Annotated in this window: 21 protein-coding genes; 15 read left to right on the plus strand and 6 right to left on the minus strand. The window is 69.7% G+C overall.

What is annotated here, in order from left to right; genetic code table 11:
* Positions 1-4: 4 nt before the first annotated feature.
* The 12 genes from YWY_RS0112285 to pstB all read left to right on the plus strand — a co-directional run bounded on the left by YWY_RS0112285 (position 5) and on the right by pstB (position 13538).
* A complete protein-coding gene (locus YWY_RS0112285) occupies positions 5-1453 on the plus strand; it encodes a GntP family permease (protein ID WP_028847840.1) in 1449 nt (482 codons plus the stop codon).
* A gap of 19 nt (positions 1454-1472) precedes the next feature.
* On the plus strand, positions 1473-2570 hold the full coding sequence (locus YWY_RS0112290) for a lactonase family protein (RefSeq protein ID WP_028847841.1): 1098 nt from the start codon (positions 1473-1475) through the stop codon (positions 2568-2570).
* Positions 2567-3859, plus strand: coding sequence for an extracellular solute-binding protein (locus tag YWY_RS0112295; protein ID WP_028847842.1), 1293 nt, complete (start codon positions 2567-2569; stop codon positions 3857-3859). Before YWY_RS0112290 ends, YWY_RS0112295 begins: the two co-directional genes overlap by 4 nt.
* Positions 3856-4818 (plus strand): carbohydrate ABC transporter permease, encoded by a 963-nt coding sequence (locus tag YWY_RS0112300; RefSeq protein ID WP_084609223.1) that lies wholly within the window; start codon positions 3856-3858, stop codon positions 4816-4818. Before YWY_RS0112295 ends, YWY_RS0112300 begins: the two co-directional genes overlap by 4 nt.
* A complete protein-coding gene (locus YWY_RS0112305) occupies positions 4815-5648 on the plus strand; it encodes a carbohydrate ABC transporter permease (RefSeq protein ID WP_245566655.1) in 834 nt (277 codons plus the stop codon). The genes YWY_RS0112300 and YWY_RS0112305 overlap by 4 nt, the downstream gene beginning before the upstream one ends.
* 4 nt (positions 5649-5652) lie before the next feature.
* Positions 5653-7143: a beta-N-acetylhexosaminidase gene (locus YWY_RS0112310; protein ID WP_028847845.1), complete on the plus strand. Its 1491-nt coding sequence runs from the start codon at positions 5653-5655 to the stop codon at positions 7141-7143.
* A gap of 167 nt (positions 7144-7310) precedes the next feature.
* Complete coding sequence (locus tag YWY_RS0112315; RefSeq protein ID WP_211227525.1) at positions 7311-7991, plus strand: DUF4386 domain-containing protein; 681 nt, start codon at positions 7311-7313, stop codon at positions 7989-7991.
* A gap of 211 nt (positions 7992-8202) precedes the next feature.
* Complete coding sequence (locus YWY_RS0112320) at positions 8203-8937, plus strand: winged helix-turn-helix transcriptional regulator (RefSeq protein WP_051310193.1); 735 nt, start codon at positions 8203-8205, stop codon at positions 8935-8937.
* Positions 8938-9286: 349 nt separating this feature from the next.
* Complete coding sequence (gene pstS, locus YWY_RS0112325) at positions 9287-10381, plus strand: phosphate ABC transporter substrate-binding protein PstS (protein ID WP_028847848.1); 1095 nt, start codon at positions 9287-9289, stop codon at positions 10379-10381.
* A gap of 332 nt (positions 10382-10713) precedes the next feature.
* A complete protein-coding gene (gene pstC, locus YWY_RS0112330) occupies positions 10714-11619 on the plus strand; it encodes a phosphate ABC transporter permease subunit PstC (protein WP_038045049.1) in 906 nt (301 codons plus the stop codon).
* Complete coding sequence (gene pstA, locus YWY_RS0112335; protein ID WP_028847850.1) at positions 11616-12698, plus strand: phosphate ABC transporter permease PstA; 1083 nt, start codon at positions 11616-11618, stop codon at positions 12696-12698. Before pstC ends, pstA begins: the two co-directional genes overlap by 4 nt.
* A 60-nt stretch (positions 12699-12758) precedes the next feature.
* Entirely contained in the window at positions 12759-13538 is a 780-nt protein-coding gene (gene pstB / locus YWY_RS0112340; RefSeq protein ID WP_028847851.1) for a phosphate ABC transporter ATP-binding protein PstB, read from the plus strand.
* A gap of 76 nt (positions 13539-13614) precedes the next feature.
* Here the strand turns inward: pstB and YWY_RS0112345 are convergent, their stop codons facing one another.
* Positions 13615-14655 (minus strand): MBL fold metallo-hydrolase, encoded by a 1041-nt coding sequence (locus tag YWY_RS0112345; RefSeq protein WP_038045050.1) that lies wholly within the window; start codon positions 14653-14655, stop codon positions 13615-13617.
* Between the two features lie 1215 nt (positions 14656-15870).
* On the opposite strand from YWY_RS0112345, the gene YWY_RS0112350 reads away from it, so the two are divergent.
* The 3 genes from YWY_RS0112350 (at position 15871) to YWY_RS24680 (ending at position 18644) form a co-directional block, all read left to right on the plus strand.
* The gene (locus YWY_RS0112350) at positions 15871-17094 is read left to right on the plus strand and encodes a hypothetical protein (RefSeq protein WP_156899220.1); all 1224 of its coding nucleotides are present in this window, start codon (positions 15871-15873) and stop codon (positions 17092-17094) included.
* A 656-nt stretch (positions 17095-17750) separates the two neighbouring features.
* Positions 17751-18065: a peptidase inhibitor family I36 protein gene (locus YWY_RS24675; RefSeq protein WP_156899221.1), complete on the plus strand. Its 315-nt coding sequence runs from the start codon at positions 17751-17753 to the stop codon at positions 18063-18065.
* A gap of 21 nt (positions 18066-18086) precedes the next feature.
* Entirely contained in the window at positions 18087-18644 is a 558-nt protein-coding gene (locus tag YWY_RS24680) for a M23 family metallopeptidase (protein ID WP_245566656.1), read from the plus strand.
* 475 nt (positions 18645-19119) lie between these two features.
* Here the strand turns inward: YWY_RS24680 and YWY_RS0112360 are convergent, their stop codons facing one another.
* From YWY_RS0112360 to YWY_RS24140, 5 genes are all read right to left on the minus strand, one after another.
* Positions 19120-20043 (minus strand): Rossmann-fold NAD(P)-binding domain-containing protein, encoded by a 924-nt coding sequence (locus YWY_RS0112360; protein WP_028847854.1) that lies wholly within the window; start codon positions 20041-20043, stop codon positions 19120-19122.
* Between the two features lie 295 nt (positions 20044-20338).
* Positions 20339-20737 (minus strand): nuclear transport factor 2 family protein, encoded by a 399-nt coding sequence (locus YWY_RS21800; protein WP_038045051.1) that lies wholly within the window; start codon positions 20735-20737, stop codon positions 20339-20341.
* 207 nt (positions 20738-20944) lie between these two features.
* The gene (locus YWY_RS0112370; RefSeq protein ID WP_028847855.1) at positions 20945-21178 is read right to left on the minus strand and encodes a hypothetical protein; all 234 of its coding nucleotides are present in this window, start codon (positions 21176-21178) and stop codon (positions 20945-20947) included.
* A gap of 73 nt (positions 21179-21251) precedes the next feature.
* Positions 21252-22325, minus strand: a complete 1074-nt coding sequence (locus YWY_RS21805; protein WP_211227526.1) for a hypothetical protein — start codon at positions 22323-22325, stop codon at positions 21252-21254.
* 930 nt (positions 22326-23255) lie between these two features.
* Positions 23256-23420: a hypothetical protein gene (locus YWY_RS24140; RefSeq protein WP_156899222.1), complete on the minus strand. Its 165-nt coding sequence runs from the start codon at positions 23418-23420 to the stop codon at positions 23256-23258.
* Positions 23421-23505 lie beyond the last annotated feature (85 nt).

Consider the following 23505-nt stretch of genomic DNA (forward strand, 5'->3'; position numbering starts at 1 on the left):
CGGGGTGGTGAGCTGGCTGCAGGACACCACGGGCGGTTTGCTGCTGCTCGCCGCCGCCGGTATCGCGCTGCTGCTGGTGCTGATCGTGCGGCTGAAGCTGGAACCGTTCATCGCGTTGCTGATCGTCGGTATGCTCACCGCGCTGGCCGCCGGCGTGCCGGTGGCCGAGCTGACCGGCTCCGCCCAGAACCCCGGTGATTCGCTGCTGGAGTCCGGCTTCGCCGGGATTCTCGGCCACGTCGCCGCGATCATCGGGCTGGGCACGATCCTCGGCGCGATGCTGGAGTCCTCCGGCGGGGCGCAGGTGCTCACCCGGCGGCTGCTGCGGTTGCTCGGCGAGCACCGCGCACCGCTGGCGATGGGCCTGGCCGGGCTGCTCTTCGGCATCCCGGTGTTCTTCGACGTGGGCATCTTCGTGCTGGCCCCGCTGGTGTACGTGGCGGCCGAACAGGGCCGCAGGTCGATCCTGCTGTACTGTCTGCCGCTGCTTGCCGGGCTGTCGGTGACGCACGCCTTCCTGCCGCCCCACCCCGGCCCGGTCGCCGCGGCCGGCCTGCTGCAGGTCGAGCTGGCGTGGGTGATCGTGATGGGCGCCGCCTGCGCCATCCCCGCCTGGTACGTCGGCGGGGTGCTGTTCTCGTCCTGGATCGGCAGGCGCATCCACGTCGCGGTGCCGGAGGAGATGCTGGCGGCCGCCCAGCTGGCCAGGGACAAGGTGCGGCCGGGCGGGACGGCCGGGGACGGCGACGACACCGGCGAGCCCGGCGGCTCCGGCGATGCCGAACCCGCCCTCGGCCTGGTGCTGTTCATCATCGCCATCCCGCTGGTGCTGATCCTCGCCGGGACGTTCGGCAGCATCGTGCTGCCCGAGACGTCGGTGGCCGCGGGTGTGGCCGGTTTCGTCGGCACCCCGGCCATCGCGCTGACCGTCGCGGTGCTGCTGGCCTTCTGGCTGCTCGGGTCCCGGCGGGGCATGACCAGGGAGCAGATCGCCGAGATCGCCGCCGTCGCGCTGCGACCGGTGGCGATGATCCTGCTGGTCGTCGGGGCCGGGGCGTTCTACGGCACGGTGCTCAAGGCCACCGGCATCGGCACCGCGCTGGCCGAGTCGCTTGCCGACGCCGGACTGCCGGTGATCTTCGCCGCGTACGTGATCAGCTGCGGGCTGCGCATCGCCCAGGGCTCGGCCACCGCGGCGATCGCGGCGACCGCGGGCATCATCGGGCCGACGGCGGCCGAGGTGGGCATGTCCCAGCCGCAGCTGGCACTCGTCGTGGCGGCGATCTGCGCCGGATCGATCATCGCCTCGCACGTCAACGACGGCGGGTTCTGGATCGTCTCCCGGTACTTCGGTCTGACGGTCAAGGACACGCTCAAGACCTGGACCGTGCTGGAAACGATCTTGTCCGTGGTCGGGTTCGCGGTGGCCGCGATCCTGATCACCGTGGTGTGAGGGGGACGGCGTGCACGTCATGGCCAGACGACTGTTCTTGGGACTCGCGGCGGCCGGTACCGGGGCGCTGATGGCCGGGGGGTCCGCGGCGGCCCACCACCGGGAGCTCACCGTCTACCTGGGGAGTTACACCTCCGGCGACCGCCCCGGCGCGGGCATGCAGCGCGCGGTGGCCGATCCGGCCACCGGCCGGCTCGCGGTGGCAGGCACCGTGCCAGAGGTGCCGGAGGCGTCGTGGTTCGCCTTCTCCGCCGACCGCCGCATCCTCTACGTCACCAACGAGCTGTCCGAGGGTGCCGTCACGGCGGTGGATGCGGCACGCGGAACCATCCTGACCAGGCAGCCGACCCACGGCTCGGCCCCCACGCACACCAGCGTGCACGGGCGGTTCCTGCTCACGGCAAACTACGGGTCGGGCTCGGTCGTCGTGCACCGGCTGGGCGAGGACGGGCTGATCGGCGAGGTCACCGACGTTCGGACGCACGACGGGCCGGAGCCGCACGCCCATCAGGTGCTCCCCGATCCCAGCGGCCGCTGGGTCGTCGCGGTGGATCTCGGTGCGGACGCGGTCTACGTCTACCGGTTGAACCAGAAGACCGGGAAGCTGCATCCCCACCATCGGCTGCGGATGCCCGGCGGGTACGGGCCGCGCCACTTGGCGTTCCACCCCGACGGCCGCCGCGCCTACATCCTCGGCGAGCTGCGGTCGGAGATCACCGTGGCCGAGTGGCATCCCGCGACCGGAAGGTTCACCGCCGGGCAAGTGATCTCCACGTTGGGTGACGCCCAGCCGCCCGAGAACTACCCCGCCGAGATCGTCGTCTCGCCGGACGGTCGCTACGTGTACGCGTCCAACCGTGGCCACGACAGCATCGCGACCTTCGACGTCACGGCGAACGGCGATCTCGCCTTCGCCGGCACCACACCGTGCGGCGGCTCGTGGCCCCGCCACCTGACCATCGACCCCACCGGTCGCTGGGTCTACGTCGCCAACCAGCGGCAGCACACCGTCGCGTGGCTGCCGCGTGATCCCCGGACCGGCCGGCTCACCGCGCCCGCGGGCAGCACGGCCGTCGACTCCGTCTGTTTCGTGCTGTTCGAAAGGAGCTGGAGATGAGACGTGCGGCCCTGCTCGTGCTGGCCACCGTCGGAGCCATGACGCTTGGCTGCGCGCCGCCCCAGGCCTCCCACAACCAGCCGCAAGGCCCCGGCGAGACCACCGGCGAGCTGCAGGTGTGGCTGTTCGCCGAGCCCAACGACGAGCCGAAACGGCAGGTGGTCGCCGAGGCGAAGAAGGAGTTCGAGGCGGCACACGACGGCGTGACGGTCAAGGTCGAGTACCTGCCGGTCGACGGCAGGGCCAACCGGTTCAACGGTGCGTTCAACGACAGCACCAGCTCACCGGACGTCGCCGAGTTCGGCAACACCGACCTGGCCGGATACGTGGCCTCCAACGGCTTCGCCGACCTGACCGACGAGCTGGCGACATGGCCGGAGGCGGAGGACCTGGTGCCGAGCGTGCTGGAGACCGCCAAGGTCGACGGCAAGGTCTACGGCATCCCGTGGTTCACCGGTACGCGTGCGCTGTTCTACCGCACCGACGTGTTCGACGAGCTGGACCTGGAGCCGCCGGAGACACTGGCCGAGCTGACCGACGTGGCCAGGGCCATCCGCAAGGCCAAGCCGGACATGTACGGCATCGCCACCGGTGGTAAGTCGGTCTACTCCGCCCTGCCCTACATCTGGGCCTACGGCGGTGACGTGGCCGAGCAGCGGGACGGCACGTGGAAAGCCACGCTGACCACCCCGGAGGCCAAGGAGGGGCTGCGCCGCTACGCGGAACTGATCTCCGACGACATCTGCCCGCCCTCGGCGTGTGCGCAGATGACCGGGAGCGACGCGGTGGCCGCGTTCGCCGCGGGGAAAGCGGGCATGGTGATCGGCGGGGACTTCAACCTGCCCGCCGTGGACGCCGGGGCGGTGCAGGGCAAGTACGAGGTGATCCCGCTGCCCGGCGCCGAACGCGGTTCGATCGCGCCGCCGTTCGCCGGCGGCAACCTGATCGGCGTGTTCCGGGCGAGCAAGAAGTCCGGCCTGGCCGTGGAGTTCGCCAAGCTGCTGGCCGGCAAGAAGTACCAGCGGAAGATGTACGACGCGATGGGCACCCTGCCCACGTTCGCCGACGTGCAGGCGAAGCTGGTGAAGTCCGACACCGAGCTCGAGCCGTTCGTCGCCTCGGTGAAGGCGGGCACGAAGTTCGTCCCGGCCACCCCGGCGTGGACCAAGATCGACGCGCAGGGCGTGCTGCCGACCGCGATCCAGCAGATCGCCACCGGCGAGCTGACCGTCGACCAGGCCGCCGAAGCCGCCGCGGCCGAGATGGACGAGGCGTTCGGCGGCCGATGACGCTCGTCGGTGAGCGGCGCCGCGCCGCTGACGTGGCGGTGCGGCGCCCCAAGACGGCTGTGCACCTCGGCGACGGCCGGGCGGCGTTCCGCTACCTGCTGCCCGCCGGGGTGCTGCTGCTGGCCGTGCTGGCGTATCCGCTGTACCAGCTGGTCCAGATCTCGCTGTACGAGTACAACCAGCCGCAGGCCAGCGGGGCGGCGCCGCTGCGATTCCTCGGCCTGGACAACTACGCCGAGCTGGTGGCCGATCCGAAGTTCTGGGACGTGCTGGCCGCCACGGTGGTTTTCGCCGCGGTGTGCGTGATCGGCAGCCTGGTGGTCGGCACGGCGCTGGCGGTGGTGGCCAGCCGGGCGCGGCCGGTGCCGCGCATGCTGCTGTTCCTGGCCGCGCTCGGGGCGTGGGCCACCCCGGCGATGGCAGGCTCCTACGTTTGGTTGTTCCTGTTCGACGCCGATCTGGGCCTGGTCAACGAGGTGCTCAGCGGCATCGGCTTCTCCGGCATGGAGGGCCACGCCTGGCTGTACGACAGGTACTCCACGTTCGCCGTGGTGGCCGCCGAGATCATCTGGTGCTCGTTCCCGTTCGTCATGGTGACCATGTACGCGGGGATCAAGGGCATCCCGGCCGAGGTCGTCGACGCCGCCCAGCTCGACGGCGCTTCGTGGTGGCGCATCGCGACCCGGATCATCCTGCCGATGCTGCGCCCGCTCATCGTGATCGCCACCATCCAGTCGATCATCTGGGACTTCAAGGTGTTCACCCAGATCTACGTGATGACCAACGGCGGCGGGGTGGCCGGGCGCAACCTGGTACTCAACGTCTACGCCTATCAGAAGGCGTTCGCCGGCGAGGAGTACGGCATGGGCGCCGCGATCGGCGTGGTGATGACGGTGCTGTTGCTGATGATCACCGTGCTCTACCTGCGGGCCCAGCGGAAGGCGGGGTGGGCGCCGTGAGATCCCGGATCTCCGACGCCGTCTGCGTGCTGGCGGCGATCCTGGTCGCTGTTCCGCTGTACTGGATGGTGCTGTCCGCGGTGAAGCCGGATGGCGAGATCCGGTCGGCTTCGCCGCGCCCGTGGACGTTCGCGCCGACGCTGGACGCGTTCCGGCGGGTGCTCGACGTGGAGAACTTCGGCCGGTACTTCCTGAACAGCGCGGTCGTGGCGCTGCTGGTCGTGGGCGGGTCGATCGTGCTGTCGTTCGTGTCCGCGGTGGCGCTGACCCGGTTCGCCTTCCGCGGCCGGACCGTGCTGCTGGTGATGCTGCTGGTGGCCCAGATGGTGCCGGTGGAGGCGCTGACCATCCCGCTGTTCTTCATGGTGCAGTCGGCGGGCCAGGTGGCCCCGGCGTTCGGGCTCAACCAGCTCGCCCCGCTGGTGCTGATCAACCTGGCGTTCAGCCTGCCGTTCGCCATCTGGATGCTGCGCGGTTTCGTCGCCGCCGTGCCGCGGGAGCTCGACGAAGCCGCGACGCTGGACGGCGCCACCCGCTTCCAGTACGTGTGGCGGGTGCTGTTCCCCCTGGTCGCGCCCGGTTTGGTGGCCACGAGCGTGCTGTCGTTCATCCACTCGTGGAACGACTTCCTGTTCGCCAAGACGCTGATCTACTCCAGCACGGACAACCGGACGCTGCCGCAGGCGCTGCTGGTGTTCTACCAGCCGGACGAGCAGGACTGGGGCGCGATCATGGCGGGATCGACGCTGATGACCGTGCCGGTGCTGATCTTCTTCGTGCTGGTGCAGCGGCACCTGGTCAGCGGGCTGGCAGGCGCGGTGAAGGGGTGAGCCGGTGACGTCGGCACACGAGCGGCTGCACGGGTTGGTACCGCGACCGGTGCGGGTCGACCCGGCACCGGGCGCGTGCGAACTCGACGACCTGACCATCCCGGTGGTGATCGACCCGCAGGCGGGCCTGCCTGCCGAGGGGTACCGGCTCAGCATCGCGCCGAGCGGGGTGCGGGCCGTGGCGGCCGACGAAGCCGGGAAGCGGCACGCGCAGCAGACGGTGCGGCAACTCGCCGGCCCGGATGCCTTCCGGGCAGCGAGGATCCACCCCGATCCGTGGGTGCTGCCGTGCGGCGAGATCGAGGACCATCCGCGTTTCTCCTGGCGAGGGTGCCTGCTGGACGTCGCGCGGCATTTCCAGCCCAAGGCGGCGGTGCTGCGGTTCGTCGACCTGCTGGCGGTGCACAAGCTCAACGTGCTGCACCTGCATCTGACCGACGATCAGGGATGGCGCGTGGAGGTGCCGGACTATCCGCGGCTGACCGAGGTGGGGGCGTGGCGGGAAGGCTCGTGGGTGGGCAGGCCACCGGACGGCACCCGCGAACACGACGGCCGTCCGCACGGCGGCTACTACACCACCGACGACCTGCGCGAGATCGTCGCGTACGCCCGCGAGCGCGGCGTGACGGTGGTGCCGGAAGTGGACATCCCGGGGCACAGCCAGGCAGCGATCGCCGCCTACCCCGACCTCGGCACCACCGCCGAGCCGGTTCCGGTGCGCACCGCCTGGGGCATCTCCGACCACGTGCTGAACGCCGAGGAATCCACCGTGGCGTTCTACCGCCGCGTGTTCGATCACGTGGCGAGCATCTTCGACAGCCCGGTGATCGCGCTGGGCGGTGACGAAGTGCCGACGGTGCAGTGGCGTGCGCACGCCGCCGCCCGGGCCGCCGAACTGGGGCTGTCGTCGCCGGACGAGCTGCACGGCTGGTGGGTCCGCCAGATCGCCGAGCATCTGTCCGTCCTGGGGCGCCGGGCGCTGGCCTGGGACGACGTGCTGGATGCCGGGACGTTGCCGCCCGGGGTGATCATCGCTTCCTGGCGCGGAGAGCAAGGCGGGATCGCCGCCGCGCTGGCCGGGCACGACGTCGTGATGTGCCCCGAGCAGTACCTCTACCTGGACCATCGGCAGTCGGACCACCCGGACGAGCCGATCCCGGTCGGCTACCTGGTCCGGCTCGAGGACGTCTACCGGTACGAACCCGTCCCGGCCGACCTGCCCGGGTCCGCCAGGCAGCGCGTGCTGGGAGCGCAGGCCCAGGTCTGGACCGAGCACCTGGACAACCCGCGTCGGATCGACTACGCCGCCTTCCCGCGGCTGGCCGCGTTCGCCGAGGTGGTGTGGTCGCCGCCGGAGCGTGATTACGCCGAGTTCGCCCGGCGGCTGGCGCGGCACCACCTGCCCCGGCTGGACGCACTGGGCGTGGAGTACCGGCCGATGGGCGGCCCGCGGCCGTGGCAGACCCGCCCCGGGGTGCCCGGCCGTCCCCGCTAGACCTGCGGTGTCTGCCCGGCACCCCTGCGGTGTTTGCCCCGGCGCAGGTAATCCCCGTGGCCCTTCCGGCGAACTTCCCCCAAGGCTCCCATGCGGTGGGCCGATCGGAGGGCAGGCTCATGGCCCGAGCGGACACGGGACTCGGTAGTGGGCCGTCGACGCGCGATGTGCGTCAGGCAGTCGGCATCGCGGGTGCGCTGTACCTGGTGACATTCCTTGCGGGCATACCACCGGCGCTGTTTCTCTACCGGGACGTGGTGGTCGCCGGGGCCGATGCCCTCACCGCGAGCGCGAACGGCGGCATCCAATGGGGAGCCTTGCTCGACGTCGTCAACGCCTGCGCCTGCGTGGGCACGGCAGTGGTGCTGTTCCCGGTGCTGCGCCGGTGTCGCGTGCGCTTCGGCGAGGCGTTGGCGCTCGGATTCGTCACCGCTCGCGTACTCGAAGCAGCGATCATCTTCGTCGGCGTCGTCAGCTTGCTGTCCCTGGTCGCCCTTCGTACGGGGCCGACGGCCGCGCGCGGCATGGGCGGCATGTTGCTCACCGTCCACGAGTGGACCGTGCTGCTCGGTCCTGGGCTGATCCCGGCGTTCAACGCGGCGCTGCTGGGTTGGCTGCTCTATCGCGCCAACTTGATTCCTCGGATGATCCCCGCGTTGGGACTACTCGGCGCCCCGCTGCTGGCGACATCGGCCGCGTTGTCCGTGCTGGGCGTCAACCGGCCGGGGACGGTCCTGTCCGATCTGGCGGTGGCGCCGATCTTCGTCTGGGAGCTGTCGCTGGGTGTCTACCTGCTGGGCTGGGGATTCCGGCCCGCAGCCGTCGCCGCGCTCACCCCTTCCAGGTGAACCGCCGAGCGCCTGGGTAGACCGCACCGGAACAGCAGGAATTGCAGGCGCTGTTCCGGCGGATGGTGCCGTCCGGCAACCGCCGCGACCCGTCCCACAGCCGGGATTCGCCTGCCGTTCACCTGCGCTCCGGTCACTGGCTACTCCGCCTGTCTAGGGTCCCGCACCGTGGCGGGGTGTCCGTCCCGATGCGAGCCAGTGAGGTGGGCCGATGTCCGAAGCTACGGTTGCCCGGCCACCGCTGCCGCGCGCCCGGTCGGCGAACCAGCTGGTCGTGTTGGTCGTCGAACAGCGCGCGGCGGTGCGGGCCGAGCTCGCAGGCATCTTCGCCGGACAGCCCATCACCGTGGCCACCTGTGACGACGTGCCCAGGGCATTGCTCATGCTGGGGCGACTGAGCCCGGACGCGGTACTGCTGGGTCCGGTCGACGGCAGGCTGGACGCCACCGATTTCCTGCGCATCGTGCGCGCCGACGATCCCGCCTTGCCGGTGGTGGCAGGCGCAGAGGGAGAGGCGGGATTCGCCGCAGCGGCCGCGGCGGCCGGTGCGACGGTGGTGCTCCGGCAGCCGTACCGGGCGGCGGAGTTGCTGGCGCTGCTCGGCGGGCTGACCCGGACCCGCCGCGTGGCCATCGAGCCGCCGGTCGAGGTGGGCAGGCTGCGCATCGACGCCGTGTTGCCACGGATGTGGGTGGACGGGGTGGAGATCGCGCTCCCGCAGCGGGAATACGAGCTGCTGCGCTACCTCGCCGAGCGGTCAGGCCAGGTGGTGCCCCGCGCCGAACTGGTCGAGGCGCTGTGGGGCGGCGACCGGGCGCCCAGCAGCAATGCGCTCACCGTGCACATCATGCGGCTGCGCAAGCGGCTGACCGACTCGGCGAACGGGGAGTGGATCCGCGCGATCCGCGGGCACGGTTACCTGTTCACGGTGCCCGGCTCACGGTGAGCCGTCAGGCCGGGCAGGCACCTCGCTTTCGCCACCGTCGGTGAACTATTGCGGTCGTGACGGCACCCGCAGCGGGAACCGTGCCTGGGGATGGAGCCGGGAATTCCTGATCCCGGCTCTGCTGACAATTGTTTTCACCACTTGTTTCCGCATTCGGGCACCCGGCGTCGAGTACCCCGGAGTGTGGTTCTCTTTTGTCCCGTTCCGTTCACCCTGCATTCATTTCCGTGGTCCTGCTGCTTCATTCATCGCGCTTAGTGTCGGCGGTGCGATCGGCAAGCAGCCGGCGTCCGGTGCCGGCATGCCGAGTGTTCCGGTCAATCGGACCCAACCTTCGAAAGAGGTCAACGTGAAACGCACCACCCTGGGTCGCGCCCTGGTGCTGCCCGCGGTCACCGCGCTCGTCGCCGGTGCCGCTGCGTGCGGTGCCGCCAACGAGCCGTCAGCCGAGGGCAGCGGGCAGTCGAGCCTGTCCGGAACGATCAACGGCGCGGGAGCCAGCTCGCAGGAAGCCGCGCAGCAGGCGTGGATCGCCGGGTTCACCTCGTCCCACCCGGACGTCACGGTCAACTACGACCCGGTCGGGTCCGGTGGTGGTCGTGAGCAGTTCGTCGCGGGTGGCACGGACTTCGGTGGCACCGACGCCTATCTGGACGACGAGGAGCTGGCCAAGGCGAAACAGCGCTGCGGCGGCAAAGTGCTCGAGATACCCGCCTACATCTCGCCGGTGGCCATCATCTACAACATCGAGGGCGTCGACGAGCTGAAGCTGCGGCCGAGCACGATCGCCAAGATCTTCGACCAGAAGATCACCAAGTGGAACGACCCGGAGATCGCCGAGGACAATCCCGGTGTGCAGCTGCCCGCGCTGGACATCACTCCGGTGAACCGCTCCGACGAGTCCGGGACGACGGAGAACTTTCAGGAATATCTGGCCGCCGCGGCGGGCAAGGACTGGCCGCACGAGCCGAGCGGCGACTGGCCGGTGCCGGGTGGCGAGGCCGCGGGCCAGACCGCGGGCGTGGTCAAGGCCGTGCAGAGCGGCAACGGGACCATCGGCTACGCCGACGCCAGCCAGGTCGGAGATCTGGCGACCGTGAAGGTGGGGGTCGGCGACGACTTCGTCGGCTACTCGCCGGAGGCCGCGGCCGCAGTCCTGGATGCCTCCGAGCGGGTGAAGGGTCGTGACGACACCAGCTTCGCGTTCGATATCGCCCGTGACACCACCAAGGAGGGGACGTACCCGATCGTCCTGGTCTCCTACCTGGTGGCGTGTGCCGAGTACGACGACAAGGCCAAGGCGGAGCTGGTGAAGGCGTACCTGTCCTACGTCATCAGCGAAGAGGGGCAGCAGACGGCGGCGAAGAACGCCGGGTCGGCGCCGATCTCCGACGAGTTGCGGTCGCAGTTGCAGTCCGCGATCGACGGTATCTCCGCCAGCTGAGGGTGAGTGACCTCGGCTGCCCGGGCGGGGCGGTTTTCCCAGGTCGCCGCCCCGCCCTCGGCCGGGCCTTTCCGATGATCCGCCCCGATGATTCGCTGGCCACGCGCCGGTCGATGCCCGGCCGGCCGTCGGTGTCGCGGTTCCCCGGCGGCTCCGTCGAGGAACTGCCGAGGTTTGCCGATCCGGCCAATCGACGATTTCCGCTGCGGTTTCCGCCCGGCCCGCCGGGACGACGATCCGCCGTTCTTCCGCCGGTCATTTCGCCGCCGCCGTCCGATGGAAAGGACTGATTGGTGTCCGCACTCGAACAATCGGTGCGCCCACGAGCCCGGATGCGCACCGGCGATCAGATCTTCGCCGGGCTGTCCACCGGCTCCGGCGTGCTGATCTTGGCGATCCTGGCAGGGGTCGCCGCATTTTTGGTGGTCGAAGCGTGGCCGGCGGTCGTCGCCCCGGCCGACGAGGTGCCGGGCGGGGCGGGCGTCACCGTGTACATCTGGCCCCTGCTGTTCGGCACGCTGCTGTCCGCCGCGCTGGCGTTGCTGATCGCGGCCCCGCTGGCGGTGGCGATCGCCCTGTTCATCACGCACTACGCGCCGCGGCGGCTGGCGCACGGCCTGGGCTATGTCGTCGACCTGCTCGCCGCCGTGCCCAGCATCGTCTACGGCCTGTGGGGTATCGCGGTGCTCGCGCCGGCCACGGTGGACGCCGGTGCCTGGCTGTACGAGAACCTCGGCTGGATTCCGCTGTTCGCCGGACCACCGTCGTCGACAGGGCGCACCATGCTGGTCGCCGCGCTCGTGCTGGCGGTCATGGTGTTGCCGATCATCACCGCGGTGGTGCGGGAGGCGTTCCTGCAGACACCCCGCCTGTACGAGGAAGCGGCGCTGGCGCTGGGCGCCACGCACTGGGAAATGATCAAGATGACCGTGCTGCCGTTCGGCCGGTCGGCGATCATCGGCGCGTCCATGCTCGGCCTGGGCAGGGCGCTCGGCGAGACCATGGCAGTGGCCATGGTGCTGTCCGTCTCCGGCGGGGTGAGCATCAACCTGATCAGCCGGAGCAACCCGTCGACCATCGCGGCCACCATCGCGCTCGACTTCCCGGAGTCGACGGGGATCGCGGTGAACACCCTGATCGCAGCGGGGCTGGTGCTGTTCGCCGTCACGTTCGTGGTCAACATGCTCGCCCGGGTCGTGATCAACCGGCGGCGCGACTTCTCCGGAGCCGACCGATGAACAGTCCGCGCACCAGTGTTCAGCCGTCCGATTTGTCTGCCGTCTTGTCCGAGCGACTGTTCACACAAGGCTCGTTGCCGCGCTATGCGCCGGGGGTGACGCTGGCCGCCGCGATCGTCGTCGGCGGCGTCCTGCACCTGTCCGGCGTAGCCAGCGGGCTGGCAGCCGTGGCGGTCGTTGTGCTGTACGCGGTGGCGATCTACGGCTGGTCGTTGGCCGTGGAGGGGGCGCGCAAGGCCAAGAACAGAGTGGTCACCACGGTGGTGACGGCGGCGTTCCTGCTGGCGCTGCTGCCGTTGATCTCGGTGGTGATCACGGTGGTCGGCAACGGCGTCGGCCGGCTGGACGTCGAGTTCTTCACCTACTCGATGCACGGCGTCGTCGGGGAAGGCGGCGGGGTCTACCACGCGATCATGGGCACGCTGCTGATCACCGCGCTGGCCACCGTCATCTCGGTGCCGGTCGGCATGCTGTGCGCGATCTACCTGGTCGAATACGCCAAGGGCAAGCTCGGCCGGGCGATCACGTTCTTCGTCGACGTGATGACCGGCATCCCGTCCATCGTGGCCGGCCTGTTCGCCTACGCGCTGTTCGCGCTGATCTTCGGGCCCGGGGTGCGGATGGGCGTGATGGGTGCCGTCGCGTTGAGCGTGCTGATGATTCCGATCGTGGTGCGCTCCACCGAGGAGATGCTCCGACTGGTGCCTGCCGAGCTGCGCGAGGCCGCCTACGCGCTGGCGGTGCCGAAATGGCGCACGATCGTCAAGGTCGTGCTGCCAACCGCGGGCGCGGGCATCGCCACCGGTGTCACGCTGGCGATCGCCAGGGTGGTGGGGGAGACGGCGCCGCTGCTGGTCACCGTCGGCATCACCACCGGGGTGAACATGAACCCGTTCGACGACCGCATGGCCACCCTGCCGGTGTTCGCCTACCGGCAGTTCATGAGCCCGGGCCTCCCGCCGGAGCCCGCCATCGACCGTGCGTGGACCGCGGCGCTGCTGCTGGTCGCCGTCGTCATGCTGCTCAACCTGGTCGCGCGGCTGATCTCACGGTTGTTCGCCCCGAAGGCCCGTGCCTAAGCGGCCGTCGGCGGCGCACGGAAACCGGCATCAGACACGAACGAAGGACGGGAAGCACAAGTGGCTAAGCGAATCGACGTCGCCGACCTGAACATCTACTACGGCGAGACCTTGGCGGTGCAGGACGTCTCGATGTCCATCGAGCCACGCTCGGTGACCGCCCTGATCGGGCCGTCCGGCTGCGGGAAGTCGACGTTCTTGCGTTCGCTCAACCGCATGCATGAGCTGATCCCCAAGGCGAGGGTGGCAGGCAAGGTCATGGTGGACGGTCAGGACCTGTACGCGCCGGACGTGGACCCGGTCGCCGTGCGCAGTCAGATCGGGATGGTGTTCCAGCGGCCCAACCCGTTTCCCACCATGTCGATCTACGACAACGTGGCGGCGGGGATCAAGCTGAACGCCAAACGCATGCGCACAAGCGAGCTGGACGAGATCGTGGAGCGGTCGCTGCGGCAGGCCAACCTGTGGGACGAGGTCAAGGACCGGCTGGACAAGCCGGGCACCGGCCTGTCCGGCGGGCAACAGCAGCGCCTGTGCATCGCCCGCGCCATCGCGGTGCGGCCGGACGTGCTGCTGATGGACGAGCCGTGCTCGGCGCTCGACCCGATCTCCACCCAGAAGATCGAGGATCTGATCACCGAGCTGAAGGCCGACTACACCATCGTCATCGTCACGCACAACATGCAGCAGGCCGCGCGGGTCAGTGACACCACGGCGTTCTTCAACTTGCGCGGCATCGGGCAGCCCGGGCAGCTGGTGGAGATCGGCGACACTGCCACGATCTTCTCCGCCCCCGCGAACAAGGCCACCGAGGACTACATCTCCGGACGCTTCGGCTGACCGGCCGGTTTGCAGGTGCTGCCCGGCGAGCGGCGGCGCTGTCGCCGGGCCACGGCTGGCACGGACCCTGTCCCGGTCAGGCGGACACCGGCAGGTACCGGCGGGTCGGTTCGCGGTCGTCGACCTTCACCCGGCCCAGCAGGGTGAGCACGTCGAGGTGCGCGTCCACCTCGACGACCGCGGACATCTGATGCTCGGCCGCCAGTTCCTCCAGCCGCCTGCCCTTGCGGGTCCACGGCATGGCCCTGGCGACGTCGTACGCGGTGCGCGCACCCGCCCGCAGCTCGTTGAGCACCACGTCGAGCCGTTCTCGATGGTGGTCGAGCAGTTCCGCGGCCCGCCGGTGCGAGCTTTCCGTGACCGGCCCGTGAGCGGGCAACAGCAGCGCGTCCGGCTGGGCGAGCGTCAATTTCAGCGATCGTAGGAACGACCGCAGCGGCCGTTTCTCCGGGGCCCACTCGAACCCCAGCGACGGCGTGATGTGCGGAAGGATGTGGTCGCCGGAGAACAGCACGCCGGCGTCGGCGTGACGGAAGACGACGTGACCACGGGTGTGGCCGGGCGTGTACACGGCGTGCAACGTGCCCTCGGCCAGCTCGATGGTGTCCCCGTCGTACAGCCATCCGTCGGGGAGGCCGTAGGGCATGTCGGCTTCGCGCTCCGACTGGAAGTCCAGTTCGCGGATTCGCTCGGCCAGCTCGCCGGCGCCGCAGCGCACCAGCCACTCCGCGTGGTTGGGGAACCGGCTCGTGCTGGCGAAGTAGGACTCGATGCTGTGCCGCTCCTCCCAGCCGAGCAGCAGCCGGGATCCGAGCTCGTCGCGCCACTGGTACGCCTGCGTGTAGTGGTCCCAGTGATGGTGGGTCGCCAGGCACAACCGGATGTCGGAGATGCGGTGGCCGAGCTGCCTCAGCGCCGCGGCCATCGCGCGCTCGGTCTCCGGCGAGGCCCAGCCGGGGTCGATCAGCACCAGGCCGTCACGGCCTTCCAGCACGTAGGCGTTGACTGTGGTGAGGCCTTCCATCGGCAGGGGTAACGGCACGCGATGCACGCCGGGGACGACCGGGTGCGCGCCGGGCTCGGTCCAGTCCTCCGGCTGCGGAAGCAGACGTGACATCACCCCTCCTTGACGGAGTCGATTCTAGTGCTGGTTCAGCAACGACCGCTCGCCTCGTGGTCAGCGTCACCGCCGACGTGGTGGTGGTCTCTCGATCGAGCGACACTTTTGAATTTGAATTTAGCGCGCTGGACCGGTGCCGACCTGCCATCGGCCGTACAAGCGTGCCGGTTGGAGGTGGGGGTGACCGGTTTCGGTCACGGTCTGCACGAAGCGGGCGATCCCCGGACGGCGGGGCTGCTCCGACGGCCACTGTGCCGTCGACTACGGCTTCCAGGGCGATCCCCGGACGGCGGGCCGCTCCGTGATGTAGATCGGCTCGCGCGCTTCGGCGGCGGGGCGATTCCCGGACGGCGGGGCTGCTCAGCTCGAGGACATGATCGAGCATCTGCCCGAGCGGGCGATCTCCGGGGCGAGGGGGCTGTTCCGAGCCCGCGGTGGCCACCGAGCGGCTGGTCCAGGGCGGTTCCCGGGCGATGGGGCTGTTCCAGATCGCTGCCGAGCTGAACGTGGCGGCGGCGCGGACGGGCGCCGAATGCGGTGGCCGCCCAGGTGCGGGAGCTGCCCGGACGACACCTGACGGTCGACGCCACCGGCGCGGGCGCGGCAATCCTCCAGCGGCGTCGGCATTCCGTGGCAGTGGCGGCGCGGCTTCGCCGTGACCGGCCGCATCCGCCGGGCTGCCGGCCCGCGTAGGGAAGAGTGCACGCAGCCGGTCCCCGCAGGTGCGGAGGATGCGGAACGCGCCAGGATCGTTACCGAGCAGCTGGACCGCTGTCTCTCCCCGTCCCCGCCGGTGCGGAGATGCCCACTGATCGACGGTGGCGACGTGTGGATCGTGGCCCCCGCCCCCGCAGGTGCGGAGATGCCCATCCGCGGACTGGTCTCCGGCCGTGGCTCGCCTGTCTCCCCCTGCGGGGGCGGAGGATGCGCAGGGGAACCCGCCGGTGAGCACGTCGACGAGTGTCTCCCCCTGCGGGTGCGGAGGATGCCGTTCCACATGATCACTGCTTGGCCGCCGCCTTGTCTCCCCCTGCGGGGCGGAGGATGCCCTGGGGGCGATGACAGTCCGGGCGATGAGCTCTCTCTCCCTCCCCCCCGGCAGGTGCGGAGGATGCTGCGCCGGGCAAGCCGGCTACCGGCGCAGCCGACCTGCGCACAAGGACCGTTTTCCGGACGAAGTGAGCCGATGGGGGCGTTCCGCACGTGTTCGTGGTGGCCAACCGTTCCGGCGACGAGGGAGCGTGCGTCATCGAGGACACCATCATCGCGACGACGGAACCCGACTCGGACCTCCCGCCGTGTGCGGTCCGCGGCTGCCCGTGGCGCGGCGCGTGCCCATGGCACCCGCACGGCGATCTGGAGGTGGACGACTACGTCGACAAGGTGATGCGCATGCGGCCGTTCGGTGCCGGTCGCAAGCTGAAGCGCCTGCGTGCCCGATACGAGACGCGTTACGTCGTGGAGTCCGAGGTCGTCACGACGACGATCGAGCAGCGCAGGCACGAAGAGCCCCGGCGGCGGCGTTCGATCCGGATCGTGCATCCGAAGCCGGAGAGCTACTCGATCTACGACCCGCCCGCTCCCGGGGATCTGGCTCGCGCCCGCCTGCGTATCCGCGACGAGGACACCAGGACCGAACCGCGGTGGAAGCGGTTGCTGGAGCTCGAGGACGAGCTGCGGTCGGCCGAGAACTCCACCACCGAAGATGGACCGGAGGACTGGTGGGAGCTGCCCGGTCTCGACGACGAGGACGAGCACGCCGATCCTGCCCAGCTCCACAAGTCACGTTGGCAAGACGACGAGCACACGGAGGACGCGGCGACCCGGCAGCAGGCGCCGTGCGCGCCGGAGTTCACCGACCGGCCGACGGCTGACCATGCTCGCCCCACGCCCGCGCTGCTGGCCAACATCACGCCCACGGTGCTGTTCGAACAGGCCCAGCGCAAGCGGGCCCAGCGCGCGCAGTCCGGTCATGGGTCGGGCGAACAGGCGAGCAGGAAGACTGCGCAATCGGACCGCAGGCGGGGCGGGGCAAGCGAACGGGCCGCTCCGGCCGAGGATGGGCGGCCGTACGGGCAGGCCAGGCGGGAGCACGGGCGCGAGCCGTGGCCGGTCGAGCGAACGCTGTGGACCCCTGCCGAGCACATCTTCGGCAACGGCCGATGGGGGCTGGTGCGCAAGCCGGGAGACCGGGCGCGGTGGACGCCGCTGGGCAAGATCTTCGGCAACGGCCGATGGACCTTCGCCAGGACCCGGACCGGCGAATTCGAGCAGGCGGGACATGTGCCCGGCCAGGCCAGGCATGCCCGCGGGGTCGAGATCGAACAACCGGACGTCACCGCTTGGGTCGTCACCTACTCGCAGGCCGGGCGGAATCGAACCCGGCAGCGCCGAATCCGCCGTCGAGTGCGTATTCCGGCCGGTATCGCCGGGTGAGGGTGACCCGAGAAAACTGAGGCAGACGAACATGCCAGGGCCCGTCGCCGGCCCGGGCTTTTCCTGTGCGGGCACCGGACGGAGTAGCTGCCTCCCGAGCGAGCCCGACTGCTTCCTTCCGTGTTCCGACGTCGATCACGGTGCCCGTGGATTTCGCCGCACGTCAGGCACGTCAGACGAAGCACTGTATACATCCGATCGGGTGGTGGCTGCGGTCTTGACAGTCGTGGGAAACGCGCTGATCAGCCGCGGTTGACGCCGTTTGACAGTCAACAGTCGCCGCGCGGGGGCTTCTGACGGCGGAGAAATTCGCCAGTCTTGCTCGCGACCACGGCGGTGGTGCGGAAGGGCCTGACCGGAGCGTCGGGCCGGCACCGGAAGCGGGAGGTCCGATGGAAGCCGGCGTGATGACGGGAGCGTGCCACAGGGGCGGTAGCCGGGCCAACGGCTCCGGTGCCGATCACCGCGTTCGTTGTCGTCGCGCCGGAAATCTGGTGACGACCGGCGGCTGGTGTGCGGGAACCGCAAGCAATGCCGTCCGGTTCAATGCCGGCAACGACAGCCGGGCATGCGCTGCCGGGAAAGCTGCCGGCCAGCAGCCGTGAATCGTCCCGAACAGGCGGACGCCAGCTTCCGCCGAGCAGAAAGGAAAACCCATGACGACACCGGCAACACGACAGACGACATTCCCCCGCCGCAAGCCTGCGGCCCTGGTGGGGGCGGTCGCGGTGGCCGCCAGCGCGGTCACCCTGGTGATGGCCGCGCAGCCGGCCGCCGCTGCACAGGAGCGGAACGGCAAATGCGAGACGGGCGAATTCTGCTACTTCTACAACTCGGACCAGAAGGGTTCGGTCTCCGACCACAAGTCTTCGGTGCCCAACCTGGGCGACAAGCAGCCCTCCTGCTACGAGTTCAAGGGCGAGGGCAACGGCAAGGGCCGGTGCATGAAGAACAACGCCGCGTCGGTGTAGAACACCGTCACCGGCAAGCCGGTGACGGTGTTCTACAACAGCAACTACGCGGGGGCGAGCCAGACCATCAAGCCGGGCCAGAAGGTCAACCTGAACGCCACGCTGAAGAACAACAACGCCAGCCACCGCATCGGCGGCTCCAGCAGCCCGTACTGGCTGCCGTTCCCGTGCGGGGAGAAGTGGGACGCGGGCACGCGAACCGGCCACAACCCGCAGAACGCGATCGACTTCAACCACTACCCGCAGGACGACGGCTGGAAGGTGTACGCGTCGGCGCCGGGCACAGTCAGCAAGGTGGCCAACCTGGGCAACACCTCCTACGGCCGGTACATCGTGATCGACCACGGCAATGGCAGGCAGACCCTGTACGCGCACCTGAAGACGCAGAACGTCAAGGTCGGCGACAAGGTGACCGAGAAGACGTTCATCGGCCGGGTCGGCAGCACCGGTGGGTCGACCGGGCCGCACCTGCACTACGAGCAGAAGGTGAACGGCACCGTGGTCAGGGCGACGTTCAAGGACGGCAACCCGGTCTACTGGGGGCACACCACGCTGCAGCGCAAGACGCACTGCCCGTGAGGTGAGAACGCACTCAGCTGGGGCGGATGGCCTGGGGCCGTCCGCCCCTGTGGCGTGTGGTGCGCAGCTTTGCGCAGCGACGAAGCCCGGGGTGCCGGTCGCTGCGGCGCGATGGCGTTTGCGCGCCGGTTGACGGTCGTGGTGACCGGCTTGGCTGGCTGGTCCGTTCGGTGCTGGGAGGGCTGGTTGTGCTGGTTGCGGTGTGCTGGTGGCGTTGCGGTGGGCCGGTGGCGGCTGGTCGCGGTGTGTTGGTGGCGGCGAGCCTGGGATCACCGTGCCCGCGGATGACGCAGCGCTGACATGTGGCAGCCGGATCGCGAGTGTGCGCTGATGATGCAGCGCGGCTGAGCCGACGGCTGCTGAGCACCGTGCGCACCGATGGTGCGGCGGTCGTGTCCGTGGGCTGATCGCCGTGCGCGCCGACGACACAGCGGCCGGGGCGATGCCGGCTCGCCGTCGGCGGCCGCGGGCCGGCCTACTTGCCCTGTTCCAGCAGGTGCAGCAGCAACGCCTGCTGCGCGTACAGGCGGTTCTCCGCCTGCTGGTAGATGATCGACCGCTCGCTGTCCACCAGGTCGGCGGAGATCTCGTAACCGGCGTGGATCGGCATGTCGTGCATGATCCACGGGTCGGCTCCGCCGAGGTTCTGCCTGTTGAGCTGGTACGGGGTCATCACTTCGATCCGCCGGCGCTTCTCCTCCTCGTAGGCCGGGTCGGAAAAGAACTCCATGTCCACCCAGGTGTCGGTGTAGACGAAGTCGGCCTCGGCCGCGGCTTCGGCCAGACTCGCCCGTTCCTCGATCAGCCCGGTGCCCGCCGTGCGCTCCAGCACGCCCGCCGCCATCGCCTGCTCGTTGGCGATCGGGGTCACCAGCAGCAGCCGGACACCCAGCGCGGCGCACCCTTCGATCAGGCTGTTCGCCACGTTGTTGTGCACCCCGACATAGCACAGCGTGGTGCCTTCGAGCTTGCCGTTGACCTCGGCGATGGTAAGGAAGTCGGCCAGCGCCTGCGACGGGTGGTGCTGGTCGTCGCAGCCGTTGATCAGTGGCACCTGGCTGTTGTCGGCCATGGCCTTCAACGTGCGGTTCGAGCGCACCCTGGCCATGATGATGTCGCAGTTGCGCGAGACGTACTGGGTCTCGTACTCGACCGAGGTGATCGCGTAGTTGGTCTTGTGCCAGTCCAGCACCACCGAGTAGCCGCCCATGCGCGCGATCGCTGCCTGGTACGACAGTGACGTCCGGGTCGAGGTCTTCTCGAACAGCAACACCAAGCCGCGACGGTGGGCCGCCGAGTGGTACTGCTCCGGATTCTCCTTGATCCGGCGCGCCAGCTGCAGGATGTGCTGCAGCTCGTCGGGGGTCAGGTCGCTCAGTTTCAGTACGTGCCTCGGCATGTCATCCTCGCGTAGACGGCTGAATCGGCGTTGCGCGCGGTTTGGGGCAACGACAAGCGTAAACGGGAAATCGCGTGGTCGTACAGCGGTTTGCCGGCCACCGTGGCGATCGGCACGCGTTCGGCCAGGCAGATCCGAGGCAGGAACACGAGCGAAGGCGCGGCAGCGTCGGAACTCCTCCGACCGGTGACGTGTGGTTGTGGGCCGGACGCGACACGGGGATCGGACGAACGGTCGTCGTCCGATCCCCGTGTCGTTCAAGCCGTGCCGGTGTGGTGGTGTGTCCTCCTGCGGATCACTCGCCCCCGGCGAGCACCGGGGCCATGTCCGCGTACAGCCGCTGCTCGGTGAACCGGCCGTCGGAGGTGACGGAGGTGAACAGGCACGCGGGGATGCTCACCACGCGACCTCCCTTGAGGTGGTAGGTCACGCGCACCTCGGCCAGGGTGTCCGTACCGCCGTCGTCCTTGGCGGATTCGAACCACGTGACGACGGAGTGCTCGATCTTCTCGCACTGCGCCAGCACCGAGCCGAGCGCCGCCGCCGCGGTGTCCCGGCCGGTGATCGGCTCCTGGTTGCCGAAGGTGAATCTGATGTCGTCGGCCATGAACGACATCGCCTCGTCGAATTGTCCGGAGTCGACGAGGCGCATGAATTTCTCGACCTGCGATCGGGCGGCCGATGTGTCGGTCATGCGTTGCAACCCCCACATAGACGGAATCGGAAATGGTGGGCCCATAGATTACCGACGGGTGTGGCGCCGGATACACCGCCTCCTCGTGAACGAACCTGGCCGTTCGGGCGAATCGTGAGGCGGTATTGACTGCGTTCCGTGATCACCAAGGGAAAGGCCCGCATCGATTCGGTGGCTGTTCCGAAGCAGTGCGCTCGTGCGTGTGAATCAGGCCAACGCGGTCATGGCCTCCCAGCCGCGGTCGGCCACTTCCGGCTTGGCGCACGTTCCGCTGTCGCCGGTGTCCCGGTGGAGCAGTGGCTCGCTGTTGCTGTCTTGTCGACTGTCGCGGTTGGCCACTTCCGGTTCGGTGCACGTTCCGCTGTCGCCGGTGTCCCGGTAGAGCAGCAGCTCGCCCCTGCCGTCTTGCTGACTGACGCCGGGGGAGCAGAGTCTCGTCACCCACGGCGCAGCCGCCTGCTCTGGTCACTGCCACGGGGCGCCGGTCCATGCTCACTGGGCCACCCGCACGACGCTAGGACTGGTCCGCCGGTGCGGTGCTGCCGCGCCTGTCGCCGCTGTCGCCCGTGGTGGGCGGGAGCATCTTCGAGTCGGGCGTGGCTCGATAGGCGTCCAATGCGGACAGGCCCGGCCGGAATCGCGTGCTGACCAGTTCGCTGACCAGCTGCCACATGGCCCGCTCGTCCTCGAGCTTCGTCGGCAGGGACAGCCCGAGGGAAGTGGCCAGCGGCAGGCGGCCAAGATTCACCATGGCGCGCACGGCGCCCGCCCATTCGTCGGTGGCGACGACGGCGAGCCGGTACCAGATCGCGGCGAGCACCGGCAGGACGAGCAGGGCGGGCACCGCAAGCCACGGGCGATCGACGGCGCCGACGGCCAGTGAGACGGCGATCGCCACGGTCACCAGCAAGTGCCCGTAGAGCAGGCTGACGAAGAAGTCGACGCTCATCCTGGCGTCGTCGGTCTGCTTGCGAGCCGGCTCGTCGACGGCGGCGTTCAATTCGTGCCACAACACCTGCGAATCCAGCCGGAACCGGTCGTAGCCGTATTCCTCGAAGCGCCGGATGGCGTTGCCCAGCCTGGTCGGGGCTACCTGCTGGTCGTCGACCGGGTAGCGGTACAGCCGCTCTTCGAGCAGGGCGAGCCACACCGCGCCCTTGCGGATGTCGGTGTCCACATAGCGGCGGGTGACCGGGTGCGCGCGGAATTCCGCCAGGGCGGACCGTTCCGTGTCGGTCAGCACCCCGGCGCGTTCCTTGGCGACGAGTGATGCAGCGTCGAGGCGGTTGCGCAGCAGGTGCTTTTCCGCCAAGTGGCGACGGCGGCCCGCTTGCGCCAGCCGCTCCGGCCAGCCCAGGTAGCCCTCGAGCACGCGGTACAGCGGCGTCTGCAGCGCGGCCAGGACCAGCCCGAGCACGGCGGTGGCGATCAGCACGAACAGCGCGGCCCTCGGGGCGTCGACACCGAGCCCGGTCAGCTCGGGCGCCGCGACGAAACCGAAGATCAGCACGTTGATCAGGCTGGGCAGGATCCAGCCGACCAGCAGCGCGCGCCCGCCACCGAGGGCTCCCTGCAGGATTCCGGTCACGCGGCTACCTCACGTTCCCTCTCTTGCGGCGGAACAGCCTGCGATACCACGGCTCGCGCAGATCGGGGTACGGGCGGGGAACGTCGCCACGTGCGCCCTGCGGATGCGCCTCCGCCGATCCGGCCATGCGCAGCGCCGGCCCGGGCGGTTGGTCTCCGACCCAGGCGGGTGGGTCTGGCGGTGGTGCGGACGGCGGGGGCACTGCGCCGTCGGCTTCAGACTGGTCCGGTACCCGCGGAGTCGCCAGAGCCGGTCCCGGCGGGACGTCGGTGGCCCCGTCCCCAGGACGCCGGTCGACTCCACCTTGCTGGTCCGACCCACGGAAAGCCGGCCCGGACACACCGCCGGGCATCGGCGGTGTGTCCGGCGAAGCAAGGCCGGAAGCGCCGAGCGGTGGCCCTGGCGGAACCCCCCGGGGCGCCGGGGGACGGGTGGTGCGGGGGCCGACCGGAGGCGGCGGATCCGAAGCTTGAAGAGAGGGACCCGGTGGGGGAACCTCGTGCTTTTGCGACGGTGGCCGTGGGTCCTGCCCGGAACCAAGGACGGAGGTGTCGTCGGATGTCTCCGCCGCGCCGTCCGCCCGGTCAGGTGGGGGTGCCAAGCCTTCCGGTTCGGGTGGAGGCGGGATGGTGAGCGCGGGGCCGGGCGACCGCGCCTGTTCCTCGGCCAGAAACTGCAGGAGCTCACGCGCGTCGGGCCTCGCATCCTGCGGGGAATCGCCGGACGCTTGGTCCGTCCCGGTGACGTCCTGCGCAGCGTCCTCCCCGGTTCGGCTGCTCCCCGCGGCCGGCTTCTCGTCCGTGCTGTCGGCTCGACTGCCCTCCTCCATGAGTGCAGACCGTACCGGCCGCGCCCCACCCGCCGCGGAAAACGAGGATGCGTCATGCATTTTTCGCAGTCAGCGGGCCTTCCCGGCGGTCTCGTGGTGATTCATCGGTGGCTGTCCCGCTGGCGTCCGGCCTCCGGCGGCAGTTCGTTCAGCACGTAATGCACCAGCTCGTGCGATACGGCCAGCGTGGTGGCCTTGTGGCCCCCCACGACGGAATCGGTCGCCTCGGCCAGCGGCAGGTGACGGCGAGTGTGCTGGGCGGTCATGGTCGGCTCTTCTCCGGCATTCGGTCATCGTCCGCCGATACAGAGGGCCGGCGGCATCCAGCGGCCTACGTATTTCCAGCCGGAT

This window comes from Thermocrispum agreste DSM 44070, assembly GCF_000427905.1.
Lineage (GTDB): Bacteria > Actinomycetota > Actinomycetes > Mycobacteriales > Pseudonocardiaceae > Thermocrispum > Thermocrispum agreste.

Excerpts from the sequence above, each read along its gene's own strand:
- YWY_RS0112360 (WP_028847854.1), bottom strand. The coding sequence starts at position 20,043 with ATGCCGAGGCACGTACTGAAACTGAGCGACCTGACCCCCGACGAGCTG.
- pstA (WP_028847850.1), top strand. The coding sequence starts at position 11,616 with ATGAACAGTCCGCGCACCAGTGTTCAGCCGTCCGATTTGTCTGCCGTC.
- YWY_RS0112295 (WP_028847842.1), top strand. The coding sequence starts at position 2,567 with ATGAGACGTGCGGCCCTGCTCGTGCTGGCCACCGTCGGAGCCATGACG.
- YWY_RS0112320 (WP_051310193.1), top strand. The coding sequence starts at position 8,203 with ATGTCCGAAGCTACGGTTGCCCGGCCACCGCTGCCGCGCGCCCGGTCG.
- YWY_RS24675 (WP_156899221.1), top strand. The coding sequence starts at position 17,751 with ATGACGACACCGGCAACACGACAGACGACATTCCCCCGCCGCAAGCCT.
- YWY_RS0112290 (WP_028847841.1), top strand. The coding sequence starts at position 1,473 with ATGGCCAGACGACTGTTCTTGGGACTCGCGGCGGCCGGTACCGGGGCG.
- YWY_RS24140 (WP_156899222.1), bottom strand. The coding sequence starts at position 23,420 with ATGACCGCCCAGCACACTCGCCGTCACCTGCCGCTGGCCGAGGCGACC.
- YWY_RS0112345 (WP_038045050.1), bottom strand. The coding sequence starts at position 14,655 with ATGTCACGTCTGCTTCCGCAGCCGGAGGACTGGACCGAGCCCGGCGCG.
- pstC (WP_038045049.1), top strand. The coding sequence starts at position 10,714 with ATGCGCACCGGCGATCAGATCTTCGCCGGGCTGTCCACCGGCTCCGGC.
- YWY_RS0112300 (WP_084609223.1), top strand. The coding sequence starts at position 3,856 with ATGACGCTCGTCGGTGAGCGGCGCCGCGCCGCTGACGTGGCGGTGCGG.
- YWY_RS21800 (WP_038045051.1), bottom strand. The coding sequence starts at position 20,737 with ATGACCGACACATCGGCCGCCCGATCGCAGGTCGAGAAATTCATGCGC.